General features: G+C 66.4%; 15 protein-coding genes. 10 read left to right on the top strand and 5 right to left on the bottom strand.

Features of this window, described 5'->3' with window-relative positions; translation table 11 throughout:
* Positions 1–66: 66 nt before the first annotated feature.
* Together VFZ09_RS47680 and argG are read right to left on the bottom strand one after the other, a co-directional pair.
* On the bottom strand, positions 67–1,023 hold the full coding sequence (locus tag VFZ09_RS47680) for a Vps62-related protein (protein WP_329734504.1): 957 nt from the start codon (positions 1,021–1,023) through the stop codon (positions 67–69).
* Between the two features lie 80 nt (positions 1,024–1,103).
* Positions 1,104–2,456, bottom strand: a complete 1,353-nt coding sequence (argG, locus tag VFZ09_RS47675) for an argininosuccinate synthase (protein ID WP_329734503.1) — start codon at positions 2,454–2,456, stop codon at positions 1,104–1,106.
* Positions 2,457–2,536: 80 nt separating this feature from the next.
* On the opposite strand from argG, the gene VFZ09_RS47670 reads away from it, so the two are divergent.
* The 9 genes from VFZ09_RS47670 (at position 2,537) to VFZ09_RS47630 (ending at position 11,992) form a co-directional block, all read left to right on the top strand.
* Positions 2,537–3,022 carry a hypothetical protein gene (locus VFZ09_RS47670; RefSeq protein WP_329734502.1) on the top strand — a complete coding sequence of 162 codons (486 nt, stop codon included), beginning with the start codon at positions 2,537–2,539 and terminating at the stop codon, positions 3,020–3,022.
* 121 nt (positions 3,023–3,143) lie between these two features.
* Positions 3,144–3,521: a hypothetical protein gene (locus VFZ09_RS47665; RefSeq protein ID WP_043408676.1), complete on the top strand. Its 378-nt coding sequence runs from the start codon at positions 3,144–3,146 to the stop codon at positions 3,519–3,521.
* Positions 3,518–5,374, top strand: coding sequence for an AIPR family protein (locus VFZ09_RS47660; RefSeq protein WP_329734501.1), 1,857 nt, complete (start codon positions 3,518–3,520; stop codon positions 5,372–5,374). The genes VFZ09_RS47665 and VFZ09_RS47660 overlap by 4 nt, the downstream gene beginning before the upstream one ends.
* A gap of 514 nt (positions 5,375–5,888) precedes the next feature.
* Positions 5,889–6,395 carry a hypothetical protein gene (locus VFZ09_RS47655; RefSeq protein ID WP_329734500.1) on the top strand — a complete coding sequence of 169 codons (507 nt, stop codon included), beginning with the start codon at positions 5,889–5,891 and terminating at the stop codon, positions 6,393–6,395.
* Positions 6,392–6,790, top strand: a complete 399-nt coding sequence (locus tag VFZ09_RS47650; RefSeq protein ID WP_329734499.1) for a hypothetical protein — start codon at positions 6,392–6,394, stop codon at positions 6,788–6,790. The genes VFZ09_RS47655 and VFZ09_RS47650 overlap by 4 nt, the downstream gene beginning before the upstream one ends.
* Before the next feature lie 107 nt (positions 6,791–6,897).
* Positions 6,898–8,553: a urocanate hydratase gene (hutU, locus tag VFZ09_RS47645; protein WP_329734498.1), complete on the top strand. Its 1,656-nt coding sequence runs from the start codon at positions 6,898–6,900 to the stop codon at positions 8,551–8,553.
* 8 nt (positions 8,554–8,561) lie between these two features.
* A complete protein-coding gene (gene hutI, locus VFZ09_RS47640) occupies positions 8,562–9,827 on the top strand; it encodes an imidazolonepropionase (RefSeq protein ID WP_329734497.1) in 1,266 nt (421 codons plus the stop codon).
* A gap of 70 nt (positions 9,828–9,897) precedes the next feature.
* Positions 9,898–10,737 carry a class II glutamine amidotransferase gene (locus VFZ09_RS47635; protein ID WP_329734496.1) on the top strand — a complete coding sequence of 280 codons (840 nt, stop codon included), beginning with the start codon at positions 9,898–9,900 and terminating at the stop codon, positions 10,735–10,737.
* Positions 10,738–10,819: 82 nt separating this feature from the next.
* A complete protein-coding gene (locus VFZ09_RS47630; protein WP_329734495.1) occupies positions 10,820–11,992 on the top strand; it encodes a hypothetical protein in 1,173 nt (390 codons plus the stop codon).
* An 8-nt stretch (positions 11,993–12,000) separates the two neighbouring features.
* Here VFZ09_RS47630 and VFZ09_RS47625 read toward each other — a convergent pair whose 3' ends face one another.
* Entirely contained in the window at positions 12,001–12,432 is a 432-nt protein-coding gene (locus VFZ09_RS47625; RefSeq protein WP_329734494.1) for a hypothetical protein, read from the bottom strand.
* A 105-nt stretch (positions 12,433–12,537) separates the two neighbouring features.
* On the opposite strand from VFZ09_RS47625, the gene VFZ09_RS47620 reads away from it, so the two are divergent.
* Complete coding sequence (locus VFZ09_RS47620; RefSeq protein ID WP_329734493.1) at positions 12,538–13,752, top strand: hypothetical protein; 1,215 nt, start codon at positions 12,538–12,540, stop codon at positions 13,750–13,752.
* 17 nt (positions 13,753–13,769) lie between these two features.
* On the opposite strand, the gene tsaE is transcribed toward VFZ09_RS47620, so the two are convergent.
* Together tsaE and VFZ09_RS47610 are read right to left on the bottom strand one after the other, a co-directional pair.
* Complete coding sequence (gene tsaE / locus VFZ09_RS47615) at positions 13,770–14,255, bottom strand: tRNA (adenosine(37)-N6)-threonylcarbamoyltransferase complex ATPase subunit type 1 TsaE (RefSeq protein ID WP_329734492.1); 486 nt, start codon at positions 14,253–14,255, stop codon at positions 13,770–13,772.
* Positions 14,252–15,781, bottom strand: a complete 1,530-nt coding sequence (locus VFZ09_RS47610; RefSeq protein WP_329734491.1) for an NAD(P)H-hydrate dehydratase — start codon at positions 15,779–15,781, stop codon at positions 14,252–14,254. Before VFZ09_RS47610 ends, tsaE begins: the two co-directional genes overlap by 4 nt.
* Between the last annotated feature and the right edge of the window lies 1 nt (position 15,782).

Below are 15,782 nucleotides of genomic sequence, written 5' to 3'. Positions count from 1 at the left end.
AGGCAGCGCTCCGGGCTCGCGCACGCGGTCCAGCTCATTCACCTGCGTCGAGCCGATCCGCTTGCCTCAGTAGGTGTTCCAGGCGCCCTGGAAGGACGGGCCCTGCGGACCGCTCGTGGCGTCCAGCTCACCCACCTCGCCCCAACGGCCACCGTACTTGATGAAGTTCTGGCCGTTGCGGGGCGCGCCCTTCTCGCCCACGTTCACCTGGTTGGTCCACGTCTGCCACACCGGGCCACCGTCGTAGGCGTGGTCATCGAAGCCCGACACCTCGGTGGGGTACGTGCCCGCGGTGGGGTAGCTCGCGTGCGAGCCATCCGCCGAGTACACGATGGGGTGCGTCCCGTTCCACCTGAGCTGCGAGGCGCTGTAGCGCGTGCCACCGCTGTGCGCCGCGTACCACGCCGACTGGAAGTTGCCGGCCGAGTCCGTGGTCACGGTGATGTGCTCCCAGTCCGCCTCGTGGTTCACCGACGCGTAGGAGTCGTTGTACGGGTAGAAGAACCAGTACTGGATGTCGTAGCCGCCCGCGACGAGCGCGCTCTTCTTCGAGTGCACGTACACGCGCCAGCCAGAAGACGTGGTGCCGTTGTGCACGCTGTCATCCGGCGGCTGGAGGAAGAACTCCTTCCGCGACGCGTTCGAGTAGTACACCGTGCTGGTATGGGTGCAGAACGTGCCCTTCGTCTTGTGGGACTGGGCGGAGAGGTTGCTCTGCGTGGGCGTGGCCAGCGCGAGCACCTCGCAGTCCGGGCACCCCGAGTGGTCGAAGCGCATGTGCACGCGCGCCAGGTACCAGTCCACGTTCGCCGGCCGCGCCCAGTCGATGGAGTCCGGGGCCAGCCGGACCTCGGGCGCGAACTTCGCCGCGAGCTGATCCTCGAAGGCATCGTCGATGCCGTCCAGGTCCACGTCGGTGATCAGCGCGTCCCTGCGCTCGCCGAGCACGGCCTCCTCCTCGACGAGGGGGCCGCACGAGGCGAGCGTCAGCGTGGAGAGCAGCAACAACCGTCCGGTTCGCATGGGGGAATCTCCTGACCGCCGGGGCTCATCCCCGGCTCGGGATTCCCATATTCACGCAAACCGGGAAAAACGTAAAAGCCTCACTCCTTCTCGCCGTCGCCGAGCAGCTGGGCGATGCCAGTGCCGGTGGGGGTGCCCTCGGAGAGGGTGCGGACGCTGGAGAGGTGGTGCAGGAGCAGGCCGCGGTTGTCGGTGACGGCGAGGTTCTGCATCTCCAGGGCGCCGATGCGGTCCTCCGGGGTGAAGGCGCTGGCGACCTTCTCCATGGAGAGCTTGTCCGGGTCGTAGGCCATGTGCACGGCCTGGGTGTCGAGCAGGGTGTAGTCGTCGCCGCGGCGCAGCTCCAGGGTGACGCTGCCGGTGATGCTGGGAGCCACCCACCGGGTGAGCGAGTCCTTGAGCAGGAGGGCCTCGGGGTCGAACCACTTGCCCTCGTAGAGGAAGCGGCCGAGGCGGCGGCCCAGGGTGAAGTAGAGGTCCGTGGTGGACTCGTTGTGGATGGCGGACAGGAGGCGCTCGTAGACGATGTGGAGCAGCGCCATGCCGGGGGCCTCGTAGATGCCGCGGCTCTTGGCCTCGATGACGCGGTTCTCGAGCTGATCACTCATGCCCAGGCCGTGGCGCCCGCCGATGCGGTTGCACTCCAGGAAGAGCTCGAAGAGGGAGGCGAAGCGCTTGCCATTGAGGGACACGGGCAGGCCCTGGGCGAACTCCACGGTGACGCGCTCGGGGCGGATCTCCACCTCGGGGCGCCAGTGGGCCACGCCCATGATGGGCTCCACGATGTTCATGCCCTTGTCGAGGTGCTCCAGGTCCTTGGCCTCGTGCGTGGCGCCGAGCACGTTGGCGTCGGTGGAGTAGGCCTTCTCGGTGCCCATCTTGTAGGGCATGCCGATGGAGACGAGGAACTCGCTCATCTCCTTGCGGCCGCCGAAGGCATTGACGAACTCCGGGTCCAGCCAGGGCTTGTAGATGCGCAGCTCCGGGTTGACGAGGATGCCGTACCGGTAGAAGCGCTGGATGTCATTGCCCTTGTGGGTGCTGCCATCACCGAAGACGTTCACCGAGTCCTCGCGCATGGCGCGGACGATGGCGGTGGTGGTGACGGCGCGGCCCAGGGGCGTGGTGTTGAAGTACTTCTTGCCGCCCACGGAGAGGTGGAAGGCGCCGCACTGGATGGCGACGAGGCCCTCGCGCACCATGGCCTCGCGGCAGTCCACGAGCCGGGCCTGTTTCGCGCCGTGCGTCATGGCGATGGGCGGGATGTCGGCGGGGTTCTTCTCGTCGGGCTGGGCGAGGTCGGCGGTGTAGGCGTACACCTCGAGACCCTTGCGGGACATCCACGCCACGGCGGCGCGGGTGTCGAGACCACCCGAGAAAGCGAGACCAATCCGGGTACCAGCGGGGGGAAGCGAACGATAGATGCGGCTCATGGCGCGGTGCGTGGTAGCACGGAACGACCCGGACGTCCCGCGTCACGTGCAGGGAGACGTGGGTTATCCTGGAGTTCCGTATGAAGACCTCGCTCGCGGTCAGAGGTGGAGTGCTCACTGCCCTGCTCATGCTCCTCTGCCTGCTGCCGACGCGGGGACTGGCATCATCCCCAGCGACGACCCTCCTGCCCTCGCTGGTGCTCAGCAGTCCGCCCCTGCCTGGAGACGAGTCGATCCGGGCCCGGCTCAAGGCCTGCCTGCTCATGGGAGACCTCCACTGCGTTGTCGACCAGTACCTCCTGCTTGAGAACATTGGCCGGGTACCCGGCTGGCTGGTGGCGTTCCAGAACGCCTTCGCCGTAGCAAACCGGAAGGCGGGAGAGTGCGAGAAGGTCGCGAGGACCATCCACGAAGGATTGACCCGGCTCGGACAAAAGCCGCAGTTCCTGCGCATCAGGGTTGACGGAGATGTGAAGCTGCTGAGCTTCGATGATTCGATGAGATGTCCAAAGGCGTTCTGGTCAAGAACCATCAACTTGCGACCACGGGGAGGCATCTCGCCGTGAAACTTGGGGACAACATCATCGACGCCTACACGGGGTTGGCCGGTCTTCCTCTGACCGAATACATGAACCGGCTCAGAATCTCGTCCACGAGCCAGATCCTTTACGAGGTGGTGCAAGGTCCATGAGTGAGAAAAAGGTTGGGAAGGTGGAGCCCCTACCCGAGGAGTGGCGCGGTCGCAAAGTCGGGCTCATGGACGCGCTGCTCTATGCCCGGAAGCAACTCCTGGAGGGGCGAGGGCTCTGGTGCGTCACAGGAGGAGACACCATCGACTCGCTCTTGTCCTTCACCATCGGGTGGGGCTCCAACACCCAGTTCAACGGTGGCAAGGACCAGGAGTGGCGAGACTTCTTGGACTGGCTCGACGAAGTGAAGCACGAGATGCCCTACGAGGGCTGGCACGTGAAGTACCTCCGCGATTGTGGCGGGGATCATGAGCGGGCCGCCCTGAAGTTCCTCGACTTCGCCCAGGAATTCATCAATCAGAGGAGGCAGACATGAAAAGCAGTAAAATTCGCGAAGAAGTAGAAGCATTCCAAATCAAGACGGCATACAGCGCCGCCACCGAGGACTGTTTCCCCGCTTGGTACCTGCATCGCAAGTATTTCCTGCCGGAGACACAAGCCCTCACCCAGTGCTCAGATCCAGCCATTGATGGAGACACAAAAGGTTACGACTTCGGGCTGGACGCCTATCACATCTTGCGCCAAGACGGTCGTGTACGGCTTTTTCTCCTTCAGGCCAAATACAGCGGAAGTATTTCCGAGGTCAAGAAGGGCTTTCGAGACCTCAAAAAGCTCCCTGCCAGACTGCGCCGGTTGCTCGACGGCCTAGAGTCAGACGAGAGTAAAGAGAACAAAATCATAGTCAATCTGCGGCGCGACCTCAATCTACTATCACCCGAGGAACGAAAGTCCCTGATTCTAGACTTCATGGTCCTTCATCTCTGCCAAGAAGACCATGAAATCGCATCCAATGAAACCAACCATTCACGCAGCGAACTGGGAGCTCAGATAGAAGAGGAGTTACCAGATTACACCTTCAATCTTGGCCATATAGGCCCAGACAAAATGGATTTTGGAGACATTGACACAAAAATCCCGCCTCCCTGGGTCCCACTGGAACTAACAGTGGCGGAAACGACTGCTCACCACAACAACACTGAAGCCCAGATGTTGTACGGAATCGCCAAACTCGCGGAACTCGTCGCAATGTACTCATTGCGACGGGACACTCTATTTTCGAAGAACGTCCGCTATTTCATCAAAAACGCCAAGAACACGGAACGAGGCCCATCCGCCAAGATACGCGAAACCTTGGCCCAAATGTGCATCAAGGGGACAATCGACCCTGGGCTTTTCGCCTTTTTCCACAATGGAGTAACAGTCTTCGCTCGCGCCATACGGAAAAATGGCAACCGCATCGAAATCCAAGACCCATACGTCCTGAACGGCTGCCAAACAATCAAGACAGCCTATCTTTTTTCAATGGATCCCAAGATCAAGGACAAGCTTCAACAAGACAAGTGGGCACAGGTCACAATCCCTCTTCGCATCACCACTACCCGCGACGAGAACCTAGTTCAAACAATCACAATCAACAACAACCGCCAAAACGCAATACCCCCAGCGGCACTCCGCGCCAACAACCCACTCCAGCTAGAATTGGAGCGAAGATTCCGTAGCCGCAAAATATTTTATGAGCGGCAAGAAGGATCCTTTGCACACATCCTAGATTCCAACCCCGAAACTCTGATTGAGGATTACGAAAATTCAAACGATCTCGCCATCCACATCGTAGAACTCGCACGCTCGATTGCCGCAGCCCAGGGAGAGGAAGGCCTGTCATACGCCCTCCATCCCAACGACATCTTCGAGCACGACGGCACCTACCACAAGGTGTTCAACAACAGGACCACTGCATCAACCATATTCCTCACGTTTCTGCAAAATACGCATGACATGATCTTTCTTGTCCTCAAGAGAGATCTTCGCTTGGAGAAGATAGGCAATGGCCCTAGCCCCTCTCGAGTTGGCTATCACGCCATTGCACTCCTGGCAAGGCACCTCGCAAAGAGCAACAAACACGACTTCGTTCTCAGATTCGGACAGGAACGGCTAGGCAAGAAGGCGGCCGACTTTCGCGAAGAACTCCGCAAGGAACTGGGAAATCATCGGTCGGGAATCCAAACCGCACTCAAAGAACACCTACTCAGTGCGCCCGATTCAAGGGCCGAGACTCTCCGCGAGAGCTATTCGGCTGCAGAAAGGTCGCTTCGATTGCGAGGGAACATCGATCCCTTTGCGACGTTCGCAAACCTCGACGAGGAAATCAATACCTCTCAGTCTACATAACCACAACCGATTTGTTTCGCATAGGCCTCTCAGCGGAGAGAACCATACAATTCAACGATTCAACCATGCCCGTCCGAAGGCGCCCCTATCATGAACTCCCCATCGACCCATCCCTGATGGGCGACTCGGTATCCGCCTACGCCAGTGGAGTTTCGTCCCGAGGCATGCGGTCCATGGATTTCGGATTCAGAAGTGACGGTCAAGTATGGGGCGTGGACCATGGGAGGCGCTCCTTCGGTCCCGAGACATCGATGGAAGTAATCGAGCAACTCTGCCCCGCCGTCATTACACTGCCTCATGCCCAACTGAATGAATATGGCCAAGAGTGCTACGGCTCATCTACTCCCTGGGATCGGCATCTCTATGCAAGCGAGCCAGACACGCAGCCCTGTCTGAAACCTACGGCGCCACTCCCATGAAAACCTCGATATGTGCCAGAGGCAGAGTCACTACCGCCCTGCTCATGCTCCTCTGTCTGTCACCTTTTTCGGGACTGGCGTCATCCCCAACGGCGATGACCCTCATCCCCTCGCTCGTGCTCGGCAGCCCGCCCCTGCCTGGAGACGAGTCGATCCGGGCCCGGCTCAAGGCCTGCCTCCTCATGGGAGACCTCCACTGCGCCGTCGCTCAGTATCTGCTGCTCAAGGACATTGGCCGTGTTCCGGACTGGCTGGTGGCGTTCCAGAACGCCTTCGCCGTGGCCAACCAGAAGGCGGGAGAGTGCGAGAAGGTCGCGAGAACCATCCACGAAGGATTGACCCGGCTCGGACAACAGCCGGAGTTCCTGCGCTTCACGATCCGCGGCCGAGCGATGGTGATGGGCTTCGACGAGATTTCAAACGGCGTGCTGCTCAGGACTCATCAGCTCTCGACACGGGGGTACCACGTGGCGGTCCGGCTCGGGGATAAGGTCATCGATGCCTACACGGGCCCGGCTGGCCTGCCCTTCCGCGAGTACATGGCCCGGCTCAATACATCTCCAGGAAGCACGATAACGGAAGAGGTGGTACAGACCCTATGACCGGTAAACGAATCGTCAAGGAGGAGCCCATTCCCGAGGAATGGCGTGGGCGCCGGGTCGGGCTCATGGATGCGTTGCTCTACGCCCGCAAGCAGATCCTCATGAAGCGAGGCCTCTGGTTCGCGACGGGATTCAATACAGTGGAATCCCTCTTCTCGTTCATCCTCGGATGGGCCTCCAACACCCAATTCAACGGCGGGCAGGAGCAGGAGTGGGAGGACTTCCTGGAGTGGCTCGACGAGGTGAAGCATGAGTTGCCTCTCGAGGGTTGGCACGTGAAGTACCTCCGCGACTGCGGCGGAGATCACGAGCGGGCCGCCCTCAAGTTCCTCGACTTCGCCGCGGAGTTCGTCGCGCTGCGGCGCAAGACGCCCGATTCTCGAGGGCCGGGATGACCGCTCGCAGGCCGCTGTCCCGCTGATGACGGACATTCCGTCTGCTGTAGCGGAAACCCCTCAACTCGGACGCACAACCCCCCCCGGCTTCGGGTAGTGTCGGCCGCATGTCCCGTACCATTCGAGCCCCCCGCGGAACCGCTCTGTCCTGCAAGGGCTGGGTCCAGGAAGCCGCCCTCCGCATGCTGATGAACAACCTGGACCCCGACGTGGCCGAGCGCCCCGAGGACCTGGTCGTCTATGGCGGCATCGGCAAGGCGGCCCGTGACTGGGCCTCGTTCGACCGCATCGTCGACGGCCTGCGCCGCCTCACCGATGAGGAGACCCTCCTCGTCCAGTCCGGCAAGCCCGTGGGCATCCTCCGCACCCACCCCGATGCCCCCCGCGTCCTCATCGCCAACTCCAACCTCGTGGGCCGCTGGGCCAACTGGGACCACTTCTTCGAGCTCGAGAAGAAGGGCCTCATGATGTACGGCCAGATGACCGCCGGCTCGTGGATCTACATCGGCACCCAGGGCATCCTCCAGGGCACCTACGAGACCTTCGCCCAGGCCGGCCGCGTCCACTTCGGCTCCGATGATCTCTCCGGCCGCCTCGTCCTCTCCGGCGGCCTCGGCGGCATGGGCGGCGCCCAGCCCCTCGCCGCCACCATGAACAACGCCGTCTTCCTCGGCGTGGAGATCGATCCCACCCGCGCCCAGCGCCGCGTGGAGACCCGCTACCTCGACGTCATCGCCAAGGACCTCGACGAGGCCATCTCGCTGGCGAAGGAGGCCCAGAAGAAGCGCGTGGGCCGCTCCATCGGCATCATCGGCAACGCCGCCCAGGTGTTCCGCGAGCTGTACCGCCGCGGCATCAAGCCGGACCTCGTCACGGATCAGACGAGCGCGCATGATCCCCTCAACGGCTACATCCCCGCGGACATGACCCTGGAGTCCGCCGCCGAGCTGCGCAAGCGCGACCCCAAGGCCTACGTGGAGAAGGCCCGCCAGTCCATGTCCATGCAGGTGGAGGCCATGCTGGACTTCGCCAAGGCCGGCAGCCACGTCTTCGACTACGGCAACAACATCCGCGCCCAGGCCCAGCTCGCCGGCCTGGAGAACGCCTTCGACTTCCCCGGCTTCGTCCCGGCCTACATCCGCCCCATGTTCTGCGAGGGCCTCGGGCCCTTCCGCTGGGTGGCGCTCTCGGGAGACCCCGAGGACATCCGCCGCACCGACGAGGCCGTGCTGGAGCTCTTCCCCCAGAAGGAGTCGCTGCGCCGCTGGCTCACCCTCGCCCGTGAGCGCATCGCCTTCCAGGGCCTGCCCGCGCGCATCTGCTGGCTGGGCTACGGCGAGCGCGCCAAGGCCGGCCTGCGCTTCAACGAGATGGTCCGCAAGGGCGAGGTGAAGGCCCCCATCGTCATCGGGCGCGATCACCTCGACTGCGGCTCCGTGGCCTCGCCCAACCGCGAGACCGAGTCCATGAAGGACGGCACGGACGCCGTGGCCGACTGGCCCATCCTCAACGCCCTGGTGAACGCGGTGAATGGCGCCTCCTGGGTGTCCTTCCACCACGGCGGCGGCGTGGGCATGGGCTACTCGCTGCACGCCGGCCAGGTGATCGTGGCCGACGGCACCCCCGAGGCCGCCCGCCGCATCGAGCGCGTGCTCACCTCGGATCCCGCCATGGGCGTGCTGCGCCACGCCGACGCCGGCTACCCGGAGGCCGTCCAGGTCGCCCACGAGCGCGGCGTCCGCATCCCCGGCATCACCGAGTGACGTGACGCATGGAAACCCTGGAGCTGCTGATCCGCAACACCTCCGAGGTGCTCACCGTGGAGGGCTCCCCCCAGGAGCCCGCCGAGCGCGCCCTCACGCCCCAGCCCAACGCCTGTGTCGGCGTGCGCCGGGGCAAGGTCTGGTACGTGGGCCCCGAGGGCAGTCTGCCCAAGGGCGCCGTGGGCCCCTCCACCCGCGTGCTGGACGCCCACGGCCAGTTCGTGGGCCCCGGCTTCGTGGATCCCCACACCCACGCCGTCTTCGCCGGTGAGCGCGCCGCGGAGTTCGATCTGCGCTGCCAGGGCGCCACCTACCTGCAGATCGCCCAGGCCGGCGGCGGCATCGCCAACACCGTGCGCGCCACCCGCTTCGCCAGCGAGGAGGATCTCATCCGGCTCGCCCTGCCCCGCCTCCAGCTCATGCTGGAGTACGGCATCACCACCGCCGAGGTGAAGAGCGGCTACGGCCTGTCCCTCCAGGACGAGCTGAAGATGCTCAAGGCCGTGCAGCGGCTCTCCACCCTCCAGCCCCTGGAGCTGATCCCCACGCTCATGTGCGCCCACGCCATCCCCGAGGAGTACCGGGAGTGGCGCGAGGCCTACATGGATCTCTGCATCAAGGAGATCATCCCCGCCGTGGCCGAGCAGGGCCTGGCGCGCTTCTGCGACGTCTTCGTCGAGCAGGGCGCCTTCTCCCACGCGGAGGCGCGGCGGATCCTCGGGGCCGCCCAGAAGCTGGGGATGAAGCCCCGGCTGCACGTGGATCAGCTCACCTCGAGCGGAGGCGCCGAACTGGCGGCCGAGCTGGGTGCCGCCACCGCGGACCACCTGGAGAACGTGAGCGACGCGGGCATCCGCGCCCTCGCCCAGGCCGGTGTCACCGCCGTCCTCGTGCCCACCGCCACCCTCTTCCTGCGCGTGCGGCCCTACGCCCCCGGGCGCAAGCTGCGCGACGCCGGTGTCAACGTGGCGCTCGGCACCAACCTCAACCCTGGCTCCGCCATGAGCGAGAACCTCCCCCTCACCCTGGGGCTCGCCTGCCTGGAGAACGGGCTGACCGCCGCCGAGGCCTACTGGGCCGCCACCCGGGGCGCCGCCCTGGCACTTGGTTTGAACACATACGGCCGGATTACCGTGGGCGACCCGGCAAACCTTGTCGTTTTTTCGTGTTCAAACTATCGCCACCTGCCCTACCACCTGGGAATCAATCACGCGCGGATTGTGATTAAAGACGGCCATGTGGTGGTAGAGAGCGAGCGGGCCCTCTGTTCGTGACGTGAAGCGGACAGCAGTGGCAGGATGGGACTTCCCGTCCGGGCCGGCCGTTATCATCAGACAAGAAACCATGTGCCGTCTCTTTGGCTTTCGTTCCTCTGTCCCCGCGGCTGTCCATCCTTCCCTCGTGACGGAGAAGAACTCCCTCGTCCAGCAGTCGAGGGAGCACAAGGATGGCTGGGGGATCGCCTCCTACGAAGCAGGTGAGCAGCCACTCGTCGCGCACGGGCTGGGACCGGCGTACTGCGACCCGGACTTCGAGCGGGTGAGCAGCCGGGTGTCCTCCCGGACGGTCGTGGCCCACCTGCGCCTGGCCTCGGTGGGCAAGGTGGAGAAGCGCAACGCCCACCCCTTCCTCCATGGCCGCTGGTGCTTCGTGCACAACGGCACGCTGAGGAACTTCGCGCGGCACCAGGCGGAGGTGGAGTCGCTCATCCGCCCGGACCTGCTCACGCGCATCCAGGGCGCCACGGACTCGGAGCGCTGCTTCTATCTCTTCCTCACGCGGCTGGCGAAGCAGCAGTCGCTGGAGGGGCGCGCGTGCGTGGAGAAGGTGGCCTGCGCGCTGGCGGAGACGATGGGGTTGGTGTCGGCCATCACCGATGAGCCGGGAGAGCAGCGCTCGGCGATGAACTTCCTGGTGACGAACGGGGACGTGATGGTGGCCACGCGGCGCAACCGCACGCTCTTCCTGTCGGACACGGCACCCGAGACGGGCAAGCGTCCGCACCGCACCCACGCGGGTCCGCCCGCGCCGGGCACCCAGTTGGAGCAGTTCGTGCTCGCCAGCGAGCAGCTCTCCGGCGAGGACCACTGGCACGTCATCGACGAGGAGAACATCGTCGGCGTGGACAATGGCCTCGTGCTGCACCGCTGGAAGGTGCAGGACCTGTGCGCCAAGGCGCCCTGATTGTCCGGAGTTGAATGAATCGCGGGCTCGCCCGTCCTATGCTGGCTCCGGCATGACCCGGAGCACCCGGCAGGAGCGGCGCATGAGCACGAGACGTCCCCCGATTCCCGTCCACCTGCGGCTGCAGGCAGCCGTCACCCTCGTCGCGGTGCTGACGAGCGGATGCCTCGGCCACTACTACGAGGTGTCGCGGACGGAGCTGGAGCGGCTCGCGCGCGAACCTCCCGAGACGCGCGGCCAGAACGTGTATGCCGTGCAGCAGTTCACGACGGACGCGGAGCCGGAGCCGGCCGGGCCCTGGTATCCCCCCCAGGAGGGACCGCCACCATCGGGCTACTCCATGGGCCTGCACGGCTACTGGGTCCCCGACTTCTACATCGACTTCGGTGCGCCCTATTACGATCCGCCCGTCTACACGCGCAACTCCGTCCACGATGCGTCGCCCGTCTCTGGAGGCGTGTCCGGCGGCTCGGTCGGGAGCGGCTCGTCCGGGGGCGGCTCGTCCGGAGGTGGAGGCTCCGGAAACGTCGGCAATGTGGGCGAGGCCATCGTGGTGATCATCGCCGTGGGTGTCGTGGTCGGCGTCGCGCTCGCCGCCACCGAGGGCGCCCGCTACGAGGGCTCGGTCGCCGTGCATCCGCAGCACCCGGTGCACCTCTGGCACCGCTACGGAGGCCAGAGCACCGTCCGGCTCGACGAGCTCACCCCCGAGCAGTTGAGGGATGTCGAGCGGGCCACGCTGTCGGGCCGGGAGGGCGCGGGCATGTGGCTGCGCGGGGCCGCACCGCTCAATCGCGCGGGTTTCTCGTACCAGTTCGGCGCCGGCGAGGATCGGCTCACGCTGCCCGGCGGACAGGATCCGCGGAGCCTCGGGTTCCGCTTCGCGCTCGGCTACTACCCCGTGAAGCGTTTCGGCCTGCTCATCGACTCACGCTTGCAGACCGGAGACTTCAACGGCGGCGACTTCTACAACGTGCGCCTCGGCATGGAGGCCCAGTGGTTCCCGCTCACCTTGTGGCGCCTGCACCTGGGCCCCTTCCTCGGCGGCGGGCAGTCGTGGTCCGCCTCGGAGGGCGGGTTGCTGCCCACCACGAGTGGCACGCGGCCCTATGTCTCCGCCGGCGCGATCGCCGAGTTCGAGATCGCCACGCGCCTGGGGCTCACCGCCCGCTGGAACGTGGACTGGATGACCACCGCCCCCGCGGACACCCGCCGCTTCGTCAGCACCTGGTCGGTGGGGCTCTCCGTCTACTGAGCGGCGCTTCACCGAGGCCCCTGGCCGGGCTCGCCCCACCGCTCCACGGTGGCCGTCACCGTCATGTCCCCGTCCACCTGGAAGGAGTGGCGAGGCGCCGGTGAGCCCTCCGCGGTGAGCTCGGGACGCCACGCCTCGTCCACCCAGAGCTCGAACGAGACCTCCTCGCCCACGGGGAGGCGCACCGTGCCCATGTAGTGCGTCTCCTGGCGGCGCAGACGGAAGCCCGGCGCCGCACCGCCCCCGAGCGAGGGATCCGAGCCCACCACGGTGACAACCACGTTGTCCGGGGTGTCCGCGGGCACCGTCACGTCGAAGATGACGGTGGCGTGGGGATGGGACGGAGGCGGCGGCTCGATGGCGCCACACCCCGCCAGCAGCAGGCTCACCAGCGACACCCGCGGGAACCACTTCGCGCGAAGAGAGGGAGAGAGGTTCATGGAGCGAACGATAGACCCGGACCCCACCCCAACCCTCTCCCAGGGGGCGAGGGTGCTTTGCACTGTTCGCTCCCCATCAGCCACTGTGCAAGAGTGAACACCACCATGCGCTATCACCTCCTGCTCTCGTTCATCGCCATGCTGTTCGCATCGGGCTGCAGCCACGCCCCGGTGGTCTACCCCCCCGCCCCGCCCATCTATTACGCCGTGTCGTTCGAGCGGGTACGGACCACCGAGGGAGGCGCGCTGCCCCGGCAGTCCGATGTGCTGGCCCAGGACGCGGCCCAGCAACTGAGGCTCGGACAGAAGGTCGCCTTCCTGCCCCCGGACTCGTGCACCACCGAGTCGGTCTCCCCCAGTGGGGCCTCGCAGAACAACACCTCCATCCTGATGCGCTGTGGGGCCCTGCTGGCATCGCTGGAGGCCGAGGTGGCCAAGGCCGGCTACCCGGTGGTGTCGTGGCAGGCGCTGAAAGGCTCGGGCGCGGCCGGAAGCCAGGAGCGCGCCCGGGCGCTGGGCGTCAACATCCTCTTCGAGGTGAACCAGCTCTCGCAGGAGAGCCGCGATCCGGGTGCGAGGCAGATCTCGAACCTGCGCTTCAGCCGGGAAGAGGGACCGGGGCGCGCCCTGCCGGTACCGGTGATGCCGGAGGTCGCCGAGCGCTGCGCCCGGCAGCTCTCGAGCCTGCCTCGGAGCGGAGAGCGCGAGTACCTCTCCACCATCAACCTCAAGGCGGTCGAGGTGGCCACCGGCCGCGCCCTGTGGCTCTACCAGAACACCGTCGTCGAGCTGGTGGAGCGCAACGAGGAGGATCAGTCGAAGCTGTACTACCGCGCGGACGGTGTGCGCCCCCCTCCGCCCACGGCGGAGGAAGGCATGCTCGGAACCATCGGGAGGATCCTGGCGGCGGGAGGCGCCGTGGGCGTGGGGGTCGGAGCGCTCCTGGCGGTGATGGAGGAGGAGGAGGCAGTGGCGGAGCCCTCTTCAACCCCGGGAGATCTGATGCTCGCCGGCGGGGTGGGCCTGGGCGCGGGATTGTCACTGATGGGGCTCGACTACCTCATGAACACGCCGGACCGCACGGTGCCGGCCGCGGTGTACCCGGCCGAGCACCAGGTGCTCTGCGCCAGTGAGCCGCAATTCAATCCCTGGTCCACACCGGCGCCCTCCACGGCGCAGGCCCCGACCGCGCAGTACTCGTACACCTTCACCCAGACCGCCGCCGCGGACCGCGATCTGTCGCGCGAGCGCGCCGAGCGGCTGACCCGGAAGTCGACCGAGGATTTCGCGCGGGCGCTCCTCGCGGTGACGGGGCGCTGACGGAAGTCCACCCCGAATCAGCGCTCGGCCGGCAGCCAGGCCTTCAACAGCTCCGCGGGCCGGGATCCCCAGGACTCGGCCACCAGCTCGCGGGAGTCCTCGCCCGCGTCCCGGAGGGTGATGCGCAGGAACTCGCGGGGCGCGGCCTCGGGAATCCGGTCCAGCCATTCGACGAGCACCGCGCCGTCTCCACCCACCAGGTCCAGGAAGCCCGTGGCGTACAGCTCGTCGTAGTCGGCCAGCCGGTAGAGGTCCGCGTGGTACAGCGGCAGTCGGCCCCGGTACGGGTAGACGATGGCGAAGGTGGGGCTCGCCACCTCCGAGCGGGACACGCCCGCGCCCTCGGCCACGCCGCGCACCAGGTGTGTCTTGCCCGCGCCCAGGTCGCCCACCAGCCCCACGAAGTCCCCCGGCTGGAGCACCTGCCCGAGCCGCAAGCCCAGGCGGTGCGTCTCCTCGGGTGAATTCGACAGCAACGTGCGGCTCAGCGTGGGCGCGCTCATCGGTTCCACCTCGTCCACACGTTGCACATCCCCTTGGCCACATCCGTGGCAAGCAGCCCCATCCGCCCGCGCCGGGCCACCATCAGGTCCGCCGACAACCCGTGCGCGTACACGCCCGTCCAGGCGGCCTCGGGGAGCTTCAGGCCCTGCGCCAGCAGCGCGCCCAGCACACCGCTCAGCACGTCGCCCATGCCGCCGGTGGCCATGCCCGGGTTGCCCGTGGGGTTCACGTACACGGTGCCATCGTGGTGCGCGATGAGGGTCCGCGCGCCCTTGAGCACCAGCGTCACCTCGTGGGTGCGCGCGAAGTCCCGGGCCACCTCCACCCGGGCCTTCTGGAGGTCCTTCGTGGGCACGCCGGTGAGGCGCGACATCTCGCCCGGGTGCGGCGTGAGCACCAGCGGCCCCTTCGCCCGGCGGAGCACCTCCAGGTCCATGGCGACGGCATTGAGCGCGTCCGCGTCCAGCACGGCGGGCACATCCACGCGGGAGAGCAGCTCGCCCAGCAGCTTCACCGTCTCGTCGCCGCGGGGAATGCCCGGGCCGATGACGAGCACGTCCTTCTTCTCCGCCGCCTCCAGCAGGAGCTCCAGGTCCGCCATGCCGAGCGGCCCCCGGTTCTCCAGGGGCCAGCCCATCACCTCGGGCGCGTGGCCGAGCACCGGCTCCACCACCTCGGAGCGGGTGGCCACGGTGACGAGCCCCGCGCCGCCGCGCAGCGCACCCAGGGCGGACATGGCCGCCGCGCCGGACTTGCCGTGGCTGCCGGCCACCACCAGCACGTGCCCGTAACTGCCCTTGTGCGTGTCCGAGCGCCGGGGAGCGATGGCCCCTCGCGCGTCGGCCTCCTCGACGAGGAACAGCTCCCGGCCCTCCTGGGGGGTGGCGGCCTCGGGAGGAATGCCGATGTCCACGCACCGCAGGTCCCCGCACAGGGTGGCGCCGGGCTCCAGCACCTGGCCCTGCTTGTAGAAGCCGAAGGTGACGGTGACGTCCGCCTCCACGCAGGGGGTGAAGGGCTCGCCGGTGTCCGTGTGCAGCCCCGAGGGAATGTCCGCGGCCACCACCTTCGCCCCGGCCGCGCGCCAGCGGAGCATATGCTGGATGGCCTCGGCGAACTCCCCGGCCGGAGCCCGGGTGAGCCCCGTTCCGAAGAGCGCATCCACCACCACGTCCCCCGCCCTCGCCTCCACCGCGCCGAGCGGCTGGGGCTGGAGCTTGTACGGCTCCAGCGCGTGCAGGTTGCGCTGGGACTCGGGCGTCAGCTTCGCCCGGTCTCCCACCAGCACCAGCGTCACGCGCAGCCCGGAGATGTGGAGGAAGCGCGCCGCCACCAGCCCATCCCCGCCGTTGTTGCCGGGCCCGCACACCACCACGTACCGCGAGGCGGTGGTGCCCAGCTCGCGCGCCGCGTCCGCCAGCCACCGGCCGGCGTTCTCCATCAGCAGCGGCGAGGGCATGCCGAAACGGGCTTCGGCGGCCTGGTCTGCCGCGCGCATCCGGGCGGCGGTGAGGACACGGCGCATG

The sequence above is a fragment of the Archangium sp. genome (assembly GCF_036277355.1).
GTDB lineage: Bacteria > Myxococcota > Myxococcia > Myxococcales > Myxococcaceae > Archangium.
The sequence above is the reverse complement of the archived record's forward strand: the minus strand, read 5'-3'. Positions and strand labels throughout refer to the sequence as shown.